Genomic DNA, 14,041 nt, shown 5'->3' with positions numbered 1-14,041 from the left:
ATAATTCTCATCGAGCATTTCTGCGTAATTGAGTATTTAGGATAATGGCGTGCGGAATTCGTGGCTCATGGTGAGCAGGATATTTTGTTTGATGCCAGCAATCTGCTCGTCCTGCACTTTCTTTAGATCGCCCCAACGAGAGAGCTTGGACCTGACGGCAACCAGCAAATCCTCTTCGTCGAAGGGTTTGGTTATGTAATCGTCCGCTCCGAGGTCTTTACCCAAGCGGATGTCATCTCTTCCCCCTTTCGCGGTCAGGAAAATAAACGGTACGCCGAGCAGCTCCGGCTTTTCACGTACCCTGGCCTGGAATTCATAGCCATCGAGCCTGGGCATCATGATGTCGGAAATGATCAAGTCAGGCTTGACGTCTTCGAGTAACTCGAGTGCTTCCCCGCCGTTTTCGGCGATTTCGACTCGATAGCCGGTGCTCTCCAGAAGGTCCTTGAGGCCTTCGAGAAGTGAAACGTTATCTTCCACGACCATTATCGTCGGTTCGGCCATATCAGTCTAAACCTCAATCAATCCACGTCCGCGGGGTGGGCATTGACACTTGATGATGATTATAAAAGACGTGGATAAAATCTAGATCCATCTCGTTCCTGGTAATCACACTGCGGAATAAACACCGATGAATTATTCATCTAGTTTGCCCCAATCGCAGTTGGAACGCAAGTTTGTCGTTAAAGGGGAAAACGACGCGCTACAGCAGCTTCCAGCCATGCTCGAATCTCGACGTTGATGCAAAGCGCAGCATCATGCTGACTATCCCATGATGGATCGATGTTTCCCCTTCCCCAGAACACGGCTACTCTGCAGCAGATTTCGAGTGCAAGGAAGATAATTCGAGCAGGACGATAAGACGAATGATTGCAGTTTACTGCGTGCGCGGCACGGATAAAAGCTTATACCCGCGGCCGCGCTGCGTAATCAAATAACGTGGCTCGGCAGGGTCGGTCTCGATCTTGCTGCGTAAGCGACTCACCAATTTCTCCACTCGCGCATCATCCACATCGCCAAGGTACTCTTCCCCCCACACGGCTGTAACGATGCGGTATTTATCGGTCAATTTATCCAGCCGCTCATACAGCAACGCGAGCAAACGGAATTCAAGGTCGGTCAACACGGGGATACGCACGCCGTCGACCCACACGTCGCCGGAGTCCGAATCGAGGTAAACACCCTGCGCGTCGATTTCGGGCCCTCTCGATTTCCGCAGCAAGAAGTCCTCGAAGATCGGGGAAAAGATCTTTTTACCGCGGAGTAGCGAGAGTTGTTCCAGATGGCGGAGATGCTGCTGCGGTAGTCCGGATTGAGGATCCGTCGCCAATGAACTCAGATGAGCCTGTTCATCTTCGTTGAGCTGATCCCACAACTTCAGGCACTCTGCCCTCGGCTGCGGTTCACGGCTTACGCGTTCGACTTGATACGCTTTTTTATCGTCCGCAGAAGCCGCCACCACTTGAGCAACGGCGATTAATAAACCCGGATGTCCACCTGCCATCGATACACAAAACGAGCGTTTTTCCTCGGTAATTGAACCGAGCTGGAGCTTCTCGAGGATTTGTTCGGATTGCGCGTCATCGAGCAGCGGCATTGTGTAACAAAACCGGGAGAACAACTCGGCGAATTCCCCTTCGATGGGACGGCCGCGTAAAACAGGAAGTCCGCGCAGTGTTGCGGTCGCATACGCCAGACGATCGCTGAACCGATCCCTCAGCGCGCGCAAGTTGAGCAAAGCACGCTCGTCGAGCGACGAATAAATTTCGTCGAACTCATCCAGGAGCAGGCAAAGATCGCCCTCCAATTGTTCACAGAGATCGCTCAAAGCAAGATTGAAAGAGAGAGAAGCGGCGAACGCCGATTCGGCTTCCGTTACGGATTCATAGTAATTTCTCAACCCCTTTGCCAGATCCTCGGAAATTTGATCCGTCAGCCTCTCCAATACCGTTCGTAATACGACCTCATAAAAAGCCTGCGCCGATATCGATACTGCATGGTTGCAATCGATGTAGATGAGAAAGCCGTGGCGACCGCCGGCTTGGTAAAAGGCGTCCTTGGCTTCTTGCGTTGCCAGAGATCGCATGAGTGTCGATTTTCCGGAATTGCTCAATCCTGTAATCGCAACACAATTTCCAGCAGCAAGGTCGCCCAGCAATCGAAGTGCCAGATCAGATAGTTGCATATCCATCGTTTGTGCTTTTCGTCGTTAAATTATGAGCAGGGTCAATCGTATATTGACCCTGCTCGATTGTCAACTGTAAACACTGAGAAATCTATACGGCTCAGTCTTGTACCTCGCCACGCGTTCGAATGCCCCGGGCGACGAAAATGACGGCCAGCAAGGCCCCTGCAAGCAATAGCAGCGCCGGCATACCCACTTCGTCCGCAAAGCCGGTCACCGGCAAGGCTGTTGCCGTCGGTGTTCCACCTCCGCCTCCCCCCATTTCCGCATCGAGCGTAGCCTGGGCGGCCGCGGTCGCCGTGCCCGGTTCGACCGTGCCCAGGGTCAAGAATTCCGTAGGCGTGTTGGTGGGCAGCACGACGACTTGAGTCGGCGTGATCGTCGGAGATGGTGTGGCAGTTTCCGCTTCCGTAGGAGGGGCAACTGCTTCCGTGGCGCCCGACGCTTCTGCGGTTTGCGTACCGGCGACTTCCGTGTTCTGCAGTACGATTTCCGCCGCCTCTGTCTGTTGCGCTACTTTCTGTCTTGGCGCATACCACAATGCGTAGGCCGCCAAGCAAGCCATACTTAGAATCAGCAAGGCGCCCAATCCGACGGCAGCCATAACGAAGGTTCGATTGCTCGAGGACTCTCCGGGCAGTAAGCCACCCACCTCAAAATCTTCTGCCATAATCCATGCTCCTTACTCTCCAAACCGGCAAGCGGCCTCCCGCTGGGCAATCGGCCCACAACCGGCGATGGGTCTCATTGAATCACATCCAAATTATCCACAGGAACGGAGATCACGCCACCCTGTTCCAGCTCGATTTTTGCGCTCACGGCGTGTACGCCGCTCGGATAGATGCTCGCCCTGGGCAGCATCTCTCGCACCTTGCCGACTTTACCTCGATGGGGTGCACGTAGAATGCGCACACGAATTCCGCGCTTGATCGGGATCACTTCGTTCGGCAGTTCGATAGGCACGTTCGAAGGCAGCGGAATGATGACCTCCGGGCGGTTTATCTTGTAGGGTTCCATCGGGGTTGCATCGATCGATACTTCCCGTCCCACGTTGCTCCCCAGGATTTGAAAAGCAGCGCTGTTCATCGGCAGCTCCCCAAAACCCTCCGTAATAATCAACGGATAAGGCAATTCCTTCGCGACGGGAATAATATCCGAGAGTATGCTTCCCAATATGACTCCGCGCACGGAGATGTCCGTTGCCTGTTTCAATGGTGCAGGGTGGTCGCATATTCCCGCAACCACGATCGCGCCGCGCAATTTGATATCGAGTTGACCCGCTCGCAGTCTGCTCGACGGATCATCCCCCGCGAGCCGCATGATGCCGGCATCCTGCAAACCGTTCCCCCATATGCCTTGAACCAGGGCGCCGCTGGTTTCGAGGGTTATGGTTTGAACGCCATCCGTAGCAATTACCCGGCCGGGGAAACCCGCCTGTAATTCCATCGGTTCTGCTCGCACTTCGAACAGCACCCGTCCGCGCGTGATCGCCACGATGCGCCCATCGTGCGGGGCGCGTACGGATCGCCGCGCAAAACCCACCGGGCCGGCGATAATCTCTCCCTTTTCAACCCGTTCTCCGGCTTTACGCACCAGATATTGCCCCACGCGGCGCACGGGCACACCCAGACCACGGGCGACGTTCAAAAAATAATGATGTGGTGTGGGTGCGGATTCTGCCAACACCTGATCTCCCTTGACGGATTCGTTCACACCCACGAGCACCGTTCCGGGAACTGGCATCAAGCGTTCTCGCCGGATCGTCGTCATGGAAACGACGTGAGTCACGGGTATGTTATACGACTTTTTCATATCTCACCGTGCCTTACGTTGCAAGGTTGATGCCAGACCACTATTCCATCGCTCCAATGTCCCACAGCCATTTCTGATTGAGTTCCCGTCGGTGGGCCGGATCTTTCGAAAGCTGCAAAGGTCGACCCCGCCCATCGATGACCAAACCCACGGCGCCTCCGGAAACACGAATTGTCCCCGCCTTCCCCGGCCCGCCGAAACCGACGTCGATGCCTCGTTCGGGCCGGATAGTAAGCCTGCCCTGTTCTCCCTGGGAAAGCGGTATACGCACCAATTGCCCCTTTCTTAACTCCCCGGTGACCTCTTCACCTCCATCCGTTCGCTCGAGCCGTAAACTTAGAATACGCCTACCCTTACGCGAGCGTCCAATGGGTGCGATGACCGTACCCAGGCTGATGTAGCTCCCGGTCTCGAGGACTTGGACTGTTACGACCGGCATTTGTCCGGCCGCAACGCCAAGCGCCGGTGTCAAACTGTTGGGATCGAGAACCAGAGTCGTGATACCGGTCGGTTGAATGGCATCCAAAAGCATCAAGGCGGCGAATTCCGGTCGGGGCACACCTGTCAGCACGCCGCCGCTGGCAATGATCGGTTCCAACGGCGGCATTAAAACAGAAGAATGCGCAGCGCTGTTTCCCGCCCAACCCGAACGTGCCTTTTTAACCGCCAGACGCACGATTTCCCGTGCCAGGGCGTGCTCGAGATGTAGCTCTTCGAGAATGGTCGGTACCGTGCGCGGAAACAGCGTCTTGTTGTGAATGTAATCACGCACGTAGGAGTCGGGTAATTCGATCGGCAACCAGCGCTTGATATCGCTTATCTTGCCGCGTTCAAGAATGCCATCCAACGACGTACCCATTCCCAAATCCGCCAGGATAGAAACATCGAGATTGCCGTCAAAAGCAGCGGCAACGGTCACTTGACTGGCGCCAAGGTCAATCCCCAGGACACCTTTCTCCGGGCTGTATACCTGACTCAAATATCGTATCACCCGGCCGAAAGCATCCGCCGTCAACATGAAGTGACCGTCCGACCAATCGATAAGTTCGTCAAATCCCGCGATCTTAGCTGCACGCAGCTCGGCGATGCCGTCCGTAACGCGTTTACGAGCCGGAGCGATGTCTTCCGTTTCGATGCTTGGCCGCACGTTCAACGATGGGATGAGGGTCGCCCAATCTCCGAAATAATCACCTATGGCGCCCACAATCTGCTGGTTGCCCGCGTAGATGATTCTGGGCTGCTGGTTGATGGGCAGCAATCGTGACGCCAGACTCACGGTTTCGACCATACGCAGAACCGAATCTATCGCTCCGCCGTCCGTGCCGCCAGCGATGAGGATCAAATCCGGTCGCGCGGATAGAATGGCATCGATTTGCTCTTCATCCCGGCGGCGGTCCATGAGGTCGATCTCCCCGACGACATCCAGATAACTCATCGCCGCCAGGCGACGCACGCTCTCCACGGAAACCCCAGGCATGAGGCCAACCAGGATAGTGCGTACTTTCGGCCCGGCTGTAGCCGTAGCCATGAAGCGGTCGACCCCAGCGCTGGCACTGGCGACCGGCATGATCAAATTTTCGGAATCGTCTATGAAGGATCGCCCCGAGATGCGCTTCAATTCATCCAACACGTTGCGCACGCCTTCGCTGATGTCGAACAGCGGGGCACCCGAAGTCGAAGGAACTCGGCCGGTTGCAACGAGGCGATATTGCCCGTCGACGACGTCGAACAGGATCGCGCGCGTGTGCACACTGCCTACGTCGATCGCCAGGAGGGTTTCGATGTCGATGTTCGTGTTCATCCGCCCACCAACTTGTCCGCCAACATCGACAAGACATCTTTCAGGAATTGGAAACGCTCGGCAAGAATGACGATCGATGATGCCAGGGCACCGGCGTACATCACCCCAAATGTCGCCGCGATGAAAAACTTACCGACGGTAGCCAACACACTCGTTATGAAAGGCCGGCGAGCTTCACCGGAAAGCTCCCGTTTGGCGCTGAAACGAAAATACATCAACGTGCTGATCGTGCCCAGGGGCATTACGACCGCATAGATAAGCCTTTCGTAGAGTGGCTCTTCCGCATTCGACGATTGGAGCAGAGAATCGACCGTCTCCGTGGCGCCAAGGGATTGTGGGATCAACGTGCCTGTAATACCCCCGCCAACAACAACGGCGGCGCCTACGCCGACGAGGATCGCCATCGGTAAGCCCCCGTAGCGAGCGCCGCCCGGAAAAATCTTCAACGAAAGAAGCAAAATCATCAACCATGGGATCAGCAAGTTGATGATGTTTTTCGATTCGAAGATCCCCTGTAAACTATTATTAAGCAACGGTGAAAAAAGACCTGGGCCCAAGACGCTGTGCGCGGCAACAGAGCCCGCATACCCAGAGGCAACCCCGATGAAGATGTACGTCGCCAGGCGAAAAAGGAAATTGTCGCCGATGATATAAGATAGCACCATCACGGTCAGCAGCGCGGCGATGAGTGTGCCGATGAGATCGAGGCCGCTGAGTTCAGTCATCCACGCCACCTTGGGTCGTTCTCATACCGAGGCGCCACAATCCTCTTCCAAGGCCGTACAACCCACCAACGAGAAGAAGCAGCAGGGCGGAAAACATGCCGAACCCAAAAGCATCCCATCTGTTCTCTGCTGCGTGGGTCTGTCCGTTTAGATACAACTCATAACCAACTGCCGTCGGCATTCCCGCAATGATGCCTTGGACTTGTGGATTCGTGGATTCGTAGTACGGCCACACCAACGGCTCTGCACCCGCACTTAAAATCATGATCAGCGGTTTGCCGTCCAGCCATTTCGGTGCCTGCTCGGCCCAGGTGCGTGCATTTTCAGGGCCGGCGGTGATGACCGCAACCATGCTGAAATCAGAAAGTCTTTCGACGTTTCCGAGAAGCCTCGATTGCCAGACTGTAATATCGACTTCCCGCTTATCGGGCAGAATTTGATCATCCTGAAGCGTAGTTGGAATTTTGAAGCCCCTCGGAATAGCAATACGTGGAGCAGCCGCAAAAACTTGAACCGCAGTAGGCCCGCCCGATAAATAGCCCAGGTGGATGTAATTGGTCCAGTTCTCACCATACTTACTGAGGATCGCTTCGGCCAAGGAGGGACCGGTGGGCGTCGTGGATAACGTTGCGATCGGAACCCCTCGCCCGACGAGATGTTCCAGGAACGGCCCTGCAATCGTACTCAGCTCGCCGTTGTATCCGGGCGGATAATCGAACACGACGAGCGCCGGCGCATCCGTGGGAAGACTCTCGACCACCGCAAAAAATTTTGAAAAATCGGGATACAAGTTCTTGGGGAACACGCCGAAAAAGATCGACGGTAGAAACGTCGGCATTGCCACACTCAGCACCAGGACGATGCTGATGATCCAACGCAGCAGCGGCAGGCCCGTTTGTGCAGGTTGGGCCGGTGGGAATTCACGCTCCTCCTCCACGAGAATATGCTGCAGGAGTTCAGCCTGCGCGAACTGCCGTTCAGTCACCTCGAGACCCGCAGAACCAATCGTCGCAGCACGCGGCATGGCCACGACGGGCTCAGCCATGAGCACACCCCGCAGCCCGGCCAACGGTCCGGCCGATTCTACGGCCTGGCTATCGGCAGATTCCCCGTCCATGACCGAGCGGAAACTGTCAACGGGACGCATGGCTTCCAACCAGGAGGGCAATGTGGCAGGCGCCAACGCCGCGTCATCGACGATCTCCTCCCGACCTGGCGCTCCAGCAGGTCCCTGCATGTCTGCCAGCCAATCCGGCAGATCGATATCGTCGAGGCTTAGATCGACTCCGCTCGGAGCCTCAGGGGGCTGCTCTTCCTCGAGGATTAACGCGGATGAAGCTGGGGGTTCGACGGCTTCAGGCGGCGCAGGTTCCATAAAGTCTGGAAGTTCCGCATCCAGCCCGAGGTCGACGCCAAAGATGCGCTCCTCCGCCGATATGTCTGGAGCAACTTCGGGTTCGTCACCGGAAAGTACACCATCGTCCATCGGTGGAGCAGGCTGTTGCGGCTCGCCGGATTCCAACCAATCGAAAGCCTGTTCACCTTGCGCTTCCTGCGCCTCTGCTTCACTTTCCCACGGCATCCCGGAAGGTTCGTCCAGCCCCTCGATTTCAGGCCATTCGAATTCGAGATCCTCGGAAAATTCAGCCGCATCATCCACGGCAGACCCGCCCGAATCACCTTCATCCGGGAACGACTCTGGATGAGATTCTGTGGAAGCCAACCACGGTAATTCAACATCGGAGAGATCAGATTCGAGAGCGCCCGGTTCTTCCGGGCGGTCGTATTCTCCACCTGCCGGGGAGGAAGGTTCATCGGCCAGAAAGGGGAGTTCTTGCCGATCATCGATTCCCGCAGAGACGGGTTCATCCCATGCGGGTTGGCTGAACTGCGGCGCAGCTTGATCGGCTTCCAACCCCATGTCCGCTTCTGGTTCCTCCATCTGCCCCATGAGGCGCGCCGAAATTTCCACATCCTCCACACCGGCGCTGTCGCCTTGTCCGAGGCGGGATCGCCAATCCACATCGTTAATTTCTGGCGTCTCGGGTGGAGCAGCAGTTTCTTCAGATTCGCGCTGGCGAATACGCGCCAGCCAATCTGGAACCTCACCCTCTTGCGCGTCAGGGGTGGGGGGAGATTCATCAGGCGCCGCACGCTGAGCCGCCCAGTCTGACTCGGCCTCCTGACCAACTTGCTGATCTGCTTGTTGGGCCTGCGTATCGCGCAATCTTCCAAGCCAATCCGGGGTTGCATCGGGGGTCAAATCCTCCGCTTGTTCCTCATCCCGAGCATCCGACTCCGCGGCACCACTACGTATGCGAGACAACCAATCCGAGCCCTGGTCTGCTCCGCCTTCCGCTTGTGCTGCCGGCGTCTCGAGCCTGTCGTCAGCCGCACCGGACGGAGCACTGTCCGCGACCAGAGGCTTCAAACGCGCCTGACAGGAAACGCACACTTCTGCGTCTTCAGGGTTCAACTGGCTGCACATGGGACAGCGAATTTCCGCCATGCGTTCAATCCCCGTATGGTCGATCGACGGCCAGCAAGACCCGCAAACCGGTAACGATTGCCCCCAGGGCGACACCCAACAGAATTCCCCGCCCTCCTCCCGAGGCCAAAACTTGAACCAGCCAGTCCCGCAATCCGGAAAGATTTTCGAACATGTCGTCCGAGAAAAAAGGCCATTGCACCGTACCCAGAAGAACGAGAAACGCCGTGCCGGCAAAAACCATGCTGGCCCAATCTCGTTTTTGGGATACAAGGCGGAATCCCGCCACGGCCAGAGTTATCGGCAATAAGGCCATCAAGCTGGTTTCGATGGGTAAATGAATGTAATTGAACACCATGACCATGATTTCGCTGTCGGGGCGGAACAGGAAACCAAACACGATGGTTGCGATCAACGCCAGCATCAACACAATGCTGTAAGGCCAGCCTGGCTCCATATCCTGAACTTTTATGAAATGCACGTAAAGGATGTTGATGATCCCGAGGATCAATGCCCAGGCAGCGATGAGAACCGCCCAACGCATGAGCACCAAGCGCATGGCGATGATGATTTCATGGTCGATAAAGTAACCCAACAGGACAAACAGACCCGCAGTGCCCGCCACAACGGCCCAGACGAGGTGCGCACCCAATTTCACTAGAACGCCCCCAAAGCGCGCAATATTGTCCCCGCCAATATACCGCCGATAATGATCATGCGCATCAGGTCTTGTACGCGTAATCCCGCCCGGTGCACTGGATGCTGATTGAAATAGGCTCCTGCCGCGAAGAGCTCCTCCCCGACAAGCGGATCTTCTGCCGTAGCATAGATCAGCGCCTGAGACTGCACGTCATCGGTGCCGGCCAGGCAGAAAGCCCCCTGCCGGGTCCCGAAATCCACTGCCAAAGCCCCTTCATATCCGAATGAACCAGCCAAAACGTGAACGGATACCTTCTCCGTATCGATCAGTACCGGAAGGTTGGCGATATATGAGAACGGGGTTGGACCGAGCATCCTTCCAGCATTGGGACTGTAGGCCTCGCTGGCGTTGATGCGATTGTAGGTTGTTCGGAGGGTATCCTGCGCCAGGAGCGCCATTGCGGCATCCCCTGCGGTGACGACGACCGGCCGGTCGCTGACAGATGTAATTTCAGCGATTTTCGACACCATCGTCAATCCAGCCAGCGCGGGTGCAACGTCCGTACCGATCACCGAGCCGGTACCCAGAGACACGTGAACGCGTTCTCCGGCCTCGACAGCTTCTTCGATCGCCGCTCCCAAATCATCGTATGCAGGCAAGGGACGAAAGACGGCAGGCCAACGCCTACCGATGGTGGTGTAGACGATCAGGCCACCAATGAAGAGCATCAGAACCAATATCCCCACCACGTTCAACGGCTATCCCTCCTCCCGCAGGCGCTGAATCAGATCCTCGACCTGATCGGGATCCTCCAGGAGCTGCGCAAAATCCCGGATCGAATCACTGCGCCAGCCAATCATTGGCTCAAACAAGAACAACACTTGGGCGCCGATATACGTCAGGGAGCGGAATGCCTCGAGAAATCCGGCAGCTGCAAATCCCAAGCCGAAATGTCGAAGCCAATTTGCGGCACGTTCGGAAGCACTGCGCTCTTCGTTCACCTACGCGCAGTATAGCATATCCCGCGCGCGCAGGAAACATTGGCCATTTATTGCGCCGTAATGGGATTCCGCCTCCGCTCGAATCAAGATTCTAGTACCTCACCCGGGGCCGGTCAAGCACGGAGATCCCGCCTTGGTGATTCGCCCGACATTCCTGCGCATCGGTCCGTCTTTTCCGGTGAAGAACGAACCTTTACCGTGTTGTATATCTAGAACGTTTGTGCTATCATGGTTGAGGTATGGACACCCTGGATAAATTGTCGCATGCCGCTCGAGCGATGACCTTCGAATCCGAAGGGAATGCTTCGATTCGGGAACAACGGAGAAGCTGCGCATATACGCCGGCCGAACTGCGGAATAAATACGGCGAGAAATGGAACGATCGCGAAGTCAACATCGACGGCAGGATCATTCGCATCACCAACGCCGTCTTCTCCGGAGGTAAACGTATTCCTCTGTTGAAGGCCATGCTCAGCACAGCGTGCGAACGGAACTGCCGTTATTGTCCCTTCCAGGCCGGTCGTGACTTCCGCCGCGTCACATTTTCGGCAGAAGACATGGCTCAAACATACTTCAGGCTGTACCAGATGCGAGCCGTAGAAGGTATATTCCTTTCCGCCGGAGTGATCCGCGGTGGAAGCCTCACACAAACCAAACTGCTCGACACCGCTTCGATCCTTCGCCACAAACTCGGCTATCGGGGGTACCTGCATCTAAAAATCATGCCGGGAGTCGAACGCGATCAAGTGCTTCAGGCGATGCGGCTGGCGGATCGCGTTTCGATCAATCTCGAAGCGCCCGACCAGAATCATCTGTCGCGCATTGCCCCGATGAAACGTTTTCACGAGGAACTGCTACAATCGTTGATCTGGGTCGAGGATATCCGTCAGAGTCGGGATCCCATCGAAGGGTGGAATCGACGCTGGCCATCGAGCAGCACGCAGTTCGTCATCGGCGCTGCAGGCGAGAACGATATCGAAGTTCTCAGCCTGGTCGAGAAATTATTCCAAAACGTGGGGTTGAAGCGTACGTATTTCGAGGCCTTCAATCCCGTTGCCGGAACCCCACTCGAAAACCACACCCCTACCGATCCGCTTCGTCAGCATCGGCTGTATCAAGCCTCCTTCCTGATGCGCGATTATGGTTTCGACTTCGAAGAAATATCGTTCACAAAGGAAGGGCTGCTGCCGCTCGACCGCGATCCGAAAATCGCTTATGCACAGAACGCATTGGCCCACACACCGGTGGAGATCAATCGGGCAGATCGATCGGTTCTATTACGCGTGCCGGGAATCGGCCTCAAGAGTGCAACTTCGATTCTCAAACTGCGCGGAGAGCAGCGTTTCCGTGAATTGGGAGACCTGCGTAGAATCGGCATCGTGGCCGAGCGTGCCGCACCGTACATTACGCTCGATGGCCATCGCCCGGCAAAACAGCTGGAACTTCTATAAAGTCCGTCGCCAACCCGGCTTTTGATGAAGATCCGCGTTGCTTCCGGCTCACCTTCCTGCGACTTCCGCTCCGTCTCGAAAGGATGCAACTTGGAATTCCATATCGATGATATCTATTTTCCCCGTTCAGACGTTTGGATGAATGATTGATATTCCTGGAATTACGATCAGTTTTAAAAAATAACCGACCCGAGAACGTGGAACTGCGTTATACTGCAAGTACGGCCATCAAACCGATGTGCTTGAGATGACGTCTGATTTCTCATGGTTCCCTGACATACAGAGGCAGGGTTTCATGACTTCTTTTACGACGATCGACTACCACGTAACCTCACGCTGCAATCAAGAATGCCCATATTGCTGGGGTCCCCAGGATTTCGAAAACGAAGTTGATACCGACAATGCCATCGCCATCGTTAAAAAAATCCATTCCTTTGGAGCACGACGGATCGTCTACACAGGCGGCGATCCGCTCTTGCGAACGGATATCGGCGTATTGATCCGATACGCCAAACAACTCGGATTGGAAGTCGCCCTCTCGACGACGGGGGACGAATTGGATTACGGCTTCCTGCGAGGCTACGGCCGATGGATCGATTTGATCTCACTCCCTATCGACGGACCTTCGGAGGAGATTTCCAGCCGCACGAAAAAACCGGGGCACTTCCGGACGATCCTGCGAGATCTGGACCTGCTTGAGCAGTTTCCAACGATCGATGTTAAAGTCGCCACTCCTGTGACAAGCTGTAACCTGGATTCCATCCCCGCCACCGTCGATTTGCTCGACGGCTACGCCGGGCGCATGCAAAATCGACTCTTCTACAACGTGTTCCAGGCCTTCCCTCGCTCCATGGCGGAATGCGATTGGGAAGGACTCCTCGTCGACGACGAGGCATTCTCGAAGCTGCGTCAAACTGTCGAAAGCAGCCCCCATCGTTTCCAGATTAACTGGCTCGATCACGACACACTCGACCGTCTCTACGTCATGGTTTTCCCGGACGGAACGCTCAGTGTACCCTCCGGCGCGGATTATCTGAACTACAGACCTTTTTTGATGGTCGATGACCTCGATGCGCTGCTCGGCCGGACTGACTTCGACGCCCCCAAACACCAGCGCCATTCCCGCGGCTGGAATAAATCGGCAGCCGAATCAAACTAGGGCTTTGTCAATTTGACCAAAAGCGAACCACCCGCTACAGTACGCGGGTGGTTCGAATATCGATTCAGCGGAGATCACGCCGCCTCTTCGCTTGCGTGCGGGTCTCCCTTTCGGACCAAAAAATCCTCGACCAGCAGCAGCTGCTTTTCCCCTGCTCTGCGGATGACCGAAAGCAATTCATCCATGGTGGACACTTCCTCCAATTGTTCCGTCACGAACCAGCGCAGGAAATCCTGAGCGATGTGATCGTTCTCCTTGATGGCCAAATCCATCAGGTTGTTGATCTGCTTTGTGACTTCCACTTCCCAATCGAGCGCCATTTTAGCGGCCGCCTCAGCGGATTGGATCTCAGTCGGGGGTGCTGGGATCGAAGGAATCTCGACGCGGCCGTTTGCGTCCAGGATGTAACGCACGAACTTCATCGCATGCATGCGCTCCTCATCCGATTGGCGGAAAAAGAAACCGGCCAACTCGGGCAGCGACTCGTTATCGAAATACGAGGCGATGATCAAATACTGGTTGGAGGCGCCCAACTCGCTGCCGATTTGTGTGTCCATGGCTTGATTTAATGTTTTACTGATTAACATCTTCATTTACTCCTTCCAACGATGCACGCCTCTTGGCGTACACTCGTGTATAAAATTGAATGGATATACCTCACCCCTTTAGATGATTAGAATTCACAGAAGTTACTTGCGTCCGATAAGGGGGCAGAGATCTATGGCGTTGCGCCGACGTACTCGAGTGCGTACTGGGCATCGAAGTAGTTCGGATTCACG

General features: G+C 55.7%; 13 protein-coding genes. 2 read left to right on the top strand and 11 right to left on the bottom strand.

What is annotated here, in order from left to right:
- Positions 1–36 precede the first annotated feature (36 nt).
- The 10 genes from P8Z34_05835 to P8Z34_05790 form a co-directional block, all read right to left on the bottom strand.
- Positions 37–504 (bottom strand): response regulator, encoded by a 468-nt coding sequence (locus tag P8Z34_05835; protein ID MEJ2550187.1) that lies wholly within the window; start codon positions 502–504, stop codon positions 37–39.
- A 373-nt stretch (positions 505–877) separates the two neighbouring features.
- A complete protein-coding gene (locus tag P8Z34_05830) occupies positions 878–2,185 on the bottom strand; it encodes a winged helix-turn-helix domain-containing protein (protein MEJ2550186.1) in 1,308 nt (435 codons plus the stop codon).
- Between the two features lie 100 nt (positions 2,186–2,285).
- On the bottom strand, positions 2,286–2,855 hold the full coding sequence (locus P8Z34_05825; protein MEJ2550185.1) for a hypothetical protein: 570 nt from the start codon (positions 2,853–2,855) through the stop codon (positions 2,286–2,288).
- Between the two features lie 74 nt (positions 2,856–2,929).
- Complete coding sequence (locus P8Z34_05820) at positions 2,930–3,997, bottom strand: hypothetical protein (protein MEJ2550184.1); 1,068 nt, start codon at positions 3,995–3,997, stop codon at positions 2,930–2,932.
- 40 nt (positions 3,998–4,037) lie between these two features.
- Entirely contained in the window at positions 4,038–5,798 is a 1,761-nt protein-coding gene (locus tag P8Z34_05815) for a glutamate mutase L (GenBank protein ID MEJ2550183.1), read from the bottom strand.
- Complete coding sequence (locus P8Z34_05810) at positions 5,795–6,523, bottom strand: hypothetical protein (GenBank protein MEJ2550182.1); 729 nt, start codon at positions 6,521–6,523, stop codon at positions 5,795–5,797. Before P8Z34_05810 ends, P8Z34_05815 begins: the two co-directional genes overlap by 4 nt.
- Positions 6,516–9,032, bottom strand: coding sequence for a hypothetical protein (locus P8Z34_05805; GenBank protein ID MEJ2550181.1), 2,517 nt, complete (start codon positions 9,030–9,032; stop codon positions 6,516–6,518). The genes P8Z34_05810 and P8Z34_05805 overlap by 8 nt, the downstream gene beginning before the upstream one ends.
- Before the next feature lie 4 nt (positions 9,033–9,036).
- The gene (locus tag P8Z34_05800) at positions 9,037–9,669 is read right to left on the bottom strand and encodes a hypothetical protein (protein ID MEJ2550180.1); all 633 of its coding nucleotides are present in this window, start codon (positions 9,667–9,669) and stop codon (positions 9,037–9,039) included.
- A complete protein-coding gene (locus P8Z34_05795) occupies positions 9,669–10,406 on the bottom strand; it encodes a hypothetical protein (protein MEJ2550179.1) in 738 nt (245 codons plus the stop codon). The genes P8Z34_05800 and P8Z34_05795 overlap by 1 nt, the downstream gene beginning before the upstream one ends.
- 3 nt (positions 10,407–10,409) lie before the next feature.
- A complete protein-coding gene (locus P8Z34_05790; GenBank protein ID MEJ2550178.1) occupies positions 10,410–10,652 on the bottom strand; it encodes a hypothetical protein in 243 nt (80 codons plus the stop codon).
- A gap of 239 nt (positions 10,653–10,891) precedes the next feature.
- Here P8Z34_05790 and P8Z34_05785 point away from each other — a divergent pair, with 239 nt between their 5' ends.
- Complete coding sequence (locus P8Z34_05785) at positions 10,892–12,103, top strand: hypothetical protein (protein ID MEJ2550177.1); 1,212 nt, start codon at positions 10,892–10,894, stop codon at positions 12,101–12,103.
- 295 nt (positions 12,104–12,398) lie between these two features.
- Entirely contained in the window at positions 12,399–13,262 is an 864-nt protein-coding gene (locus P8Z34_05780) for a radical SAM protein (GenBank protein MEJ2550176.1), read from the top strand.
- A gap of 74 nt (positions 13,263–13,336) precedes the next feature.
- On the opposite strand, the gene P8Z34_05775 is transcribed toward P8Z34_05780, so the two are convergent.
- On the bottom strand, positions 13,337–13,849 hold the full coding sequence (locus P8Z34_05775) for a ferritin (protein ID MEJ2550175.1): 513 nt from the start codon (positions 13,847–13,849) through the stop codon (positions 13,337–13,339).
- Positions 13,850–14,041 lie beyond the last annotated feature (192 nt).

The organism is Anaerolineales bacterium (genome assembly GCA_037382465.1).
Classification (GTDB): Bacteria; Chloroflexota; Anaerolineae; order Anaerolineales; family E44-bin32; genus WVZH01.
The sequence above is the reverse complement of the archived record's forward strand: the minus strand, read 5'-3'. Positions and strand labels throughout refer to the sequence as shown.

Coding starts and splice junctions, on each gene's coding strand:
- P8Z34_05785 (MEJ2550177.1), top strand. CDS start 10,892: ATGGACACCCTGGATAAATTGTCGCATGCCGCTCGAGCGATGACCTTC.
- P8Z34_05825 (MEJ2550185.1), bottom strand. CDS start 2,855: ATGGCAGAAGATTTTGAGGTGGGTGGCTTACTGCCCGGAGAGTCCTCG.
- P8Z34_05805 (MEJ2550181.1), bottom strand. CDS start 9,032: ATGGCGGAAATTCGCTGTCCCATGTGCAGCCAGTTGAACCCTGAAGAC.
- P8Z34_05830 (MEJ2550186.1), bottom strand. CDS start 2,185: ATGCAACTATCTGATCTGGCACTTCGATTGCTGGGCGACCTTGCTGCT.
- P8Z34_05780 (MEJ2550176.1), top strand. CDS start 12,399: ATGACTTCTTTTACGACGATCGACTACCACGTAACCTCACGCTGCAAT.
- P8Z34_05810 (MEJ2550182.1), bottom strand. CDS start 6,523: ATGACTGAACTCAGCGGCCTCGATCTCATCGGCACACTCATCGCCGCG.
- P8Z34_05775 (MEJ2550175.1), bottom strand. CDS start 13,849: ATGTTAATCAGTAAAACATTAAATCAAGCCATGGACACACAAATCGGC.
- P8Z34_05815 (MEJ2550183.1), bottom strand. CDS start 5,798: ATGAACACGAACATCGACATCGAAACCCTCCTGGCGATCGACGTAGGC.
- P8Z34_05835 (MEJ2550187.1), bottom strand. CDS start 504: ATGGCCGAACCGACGATAATGGTCGTGGAAGATAACGTTTCACTTCTC.
- P8Z34_05820 (MEJ2550184.1), bottom strand. CDS start 3,997: ATGAAAAAGTCGTATAACATACCCGTGACTCACGTCGTTTCCATGACG.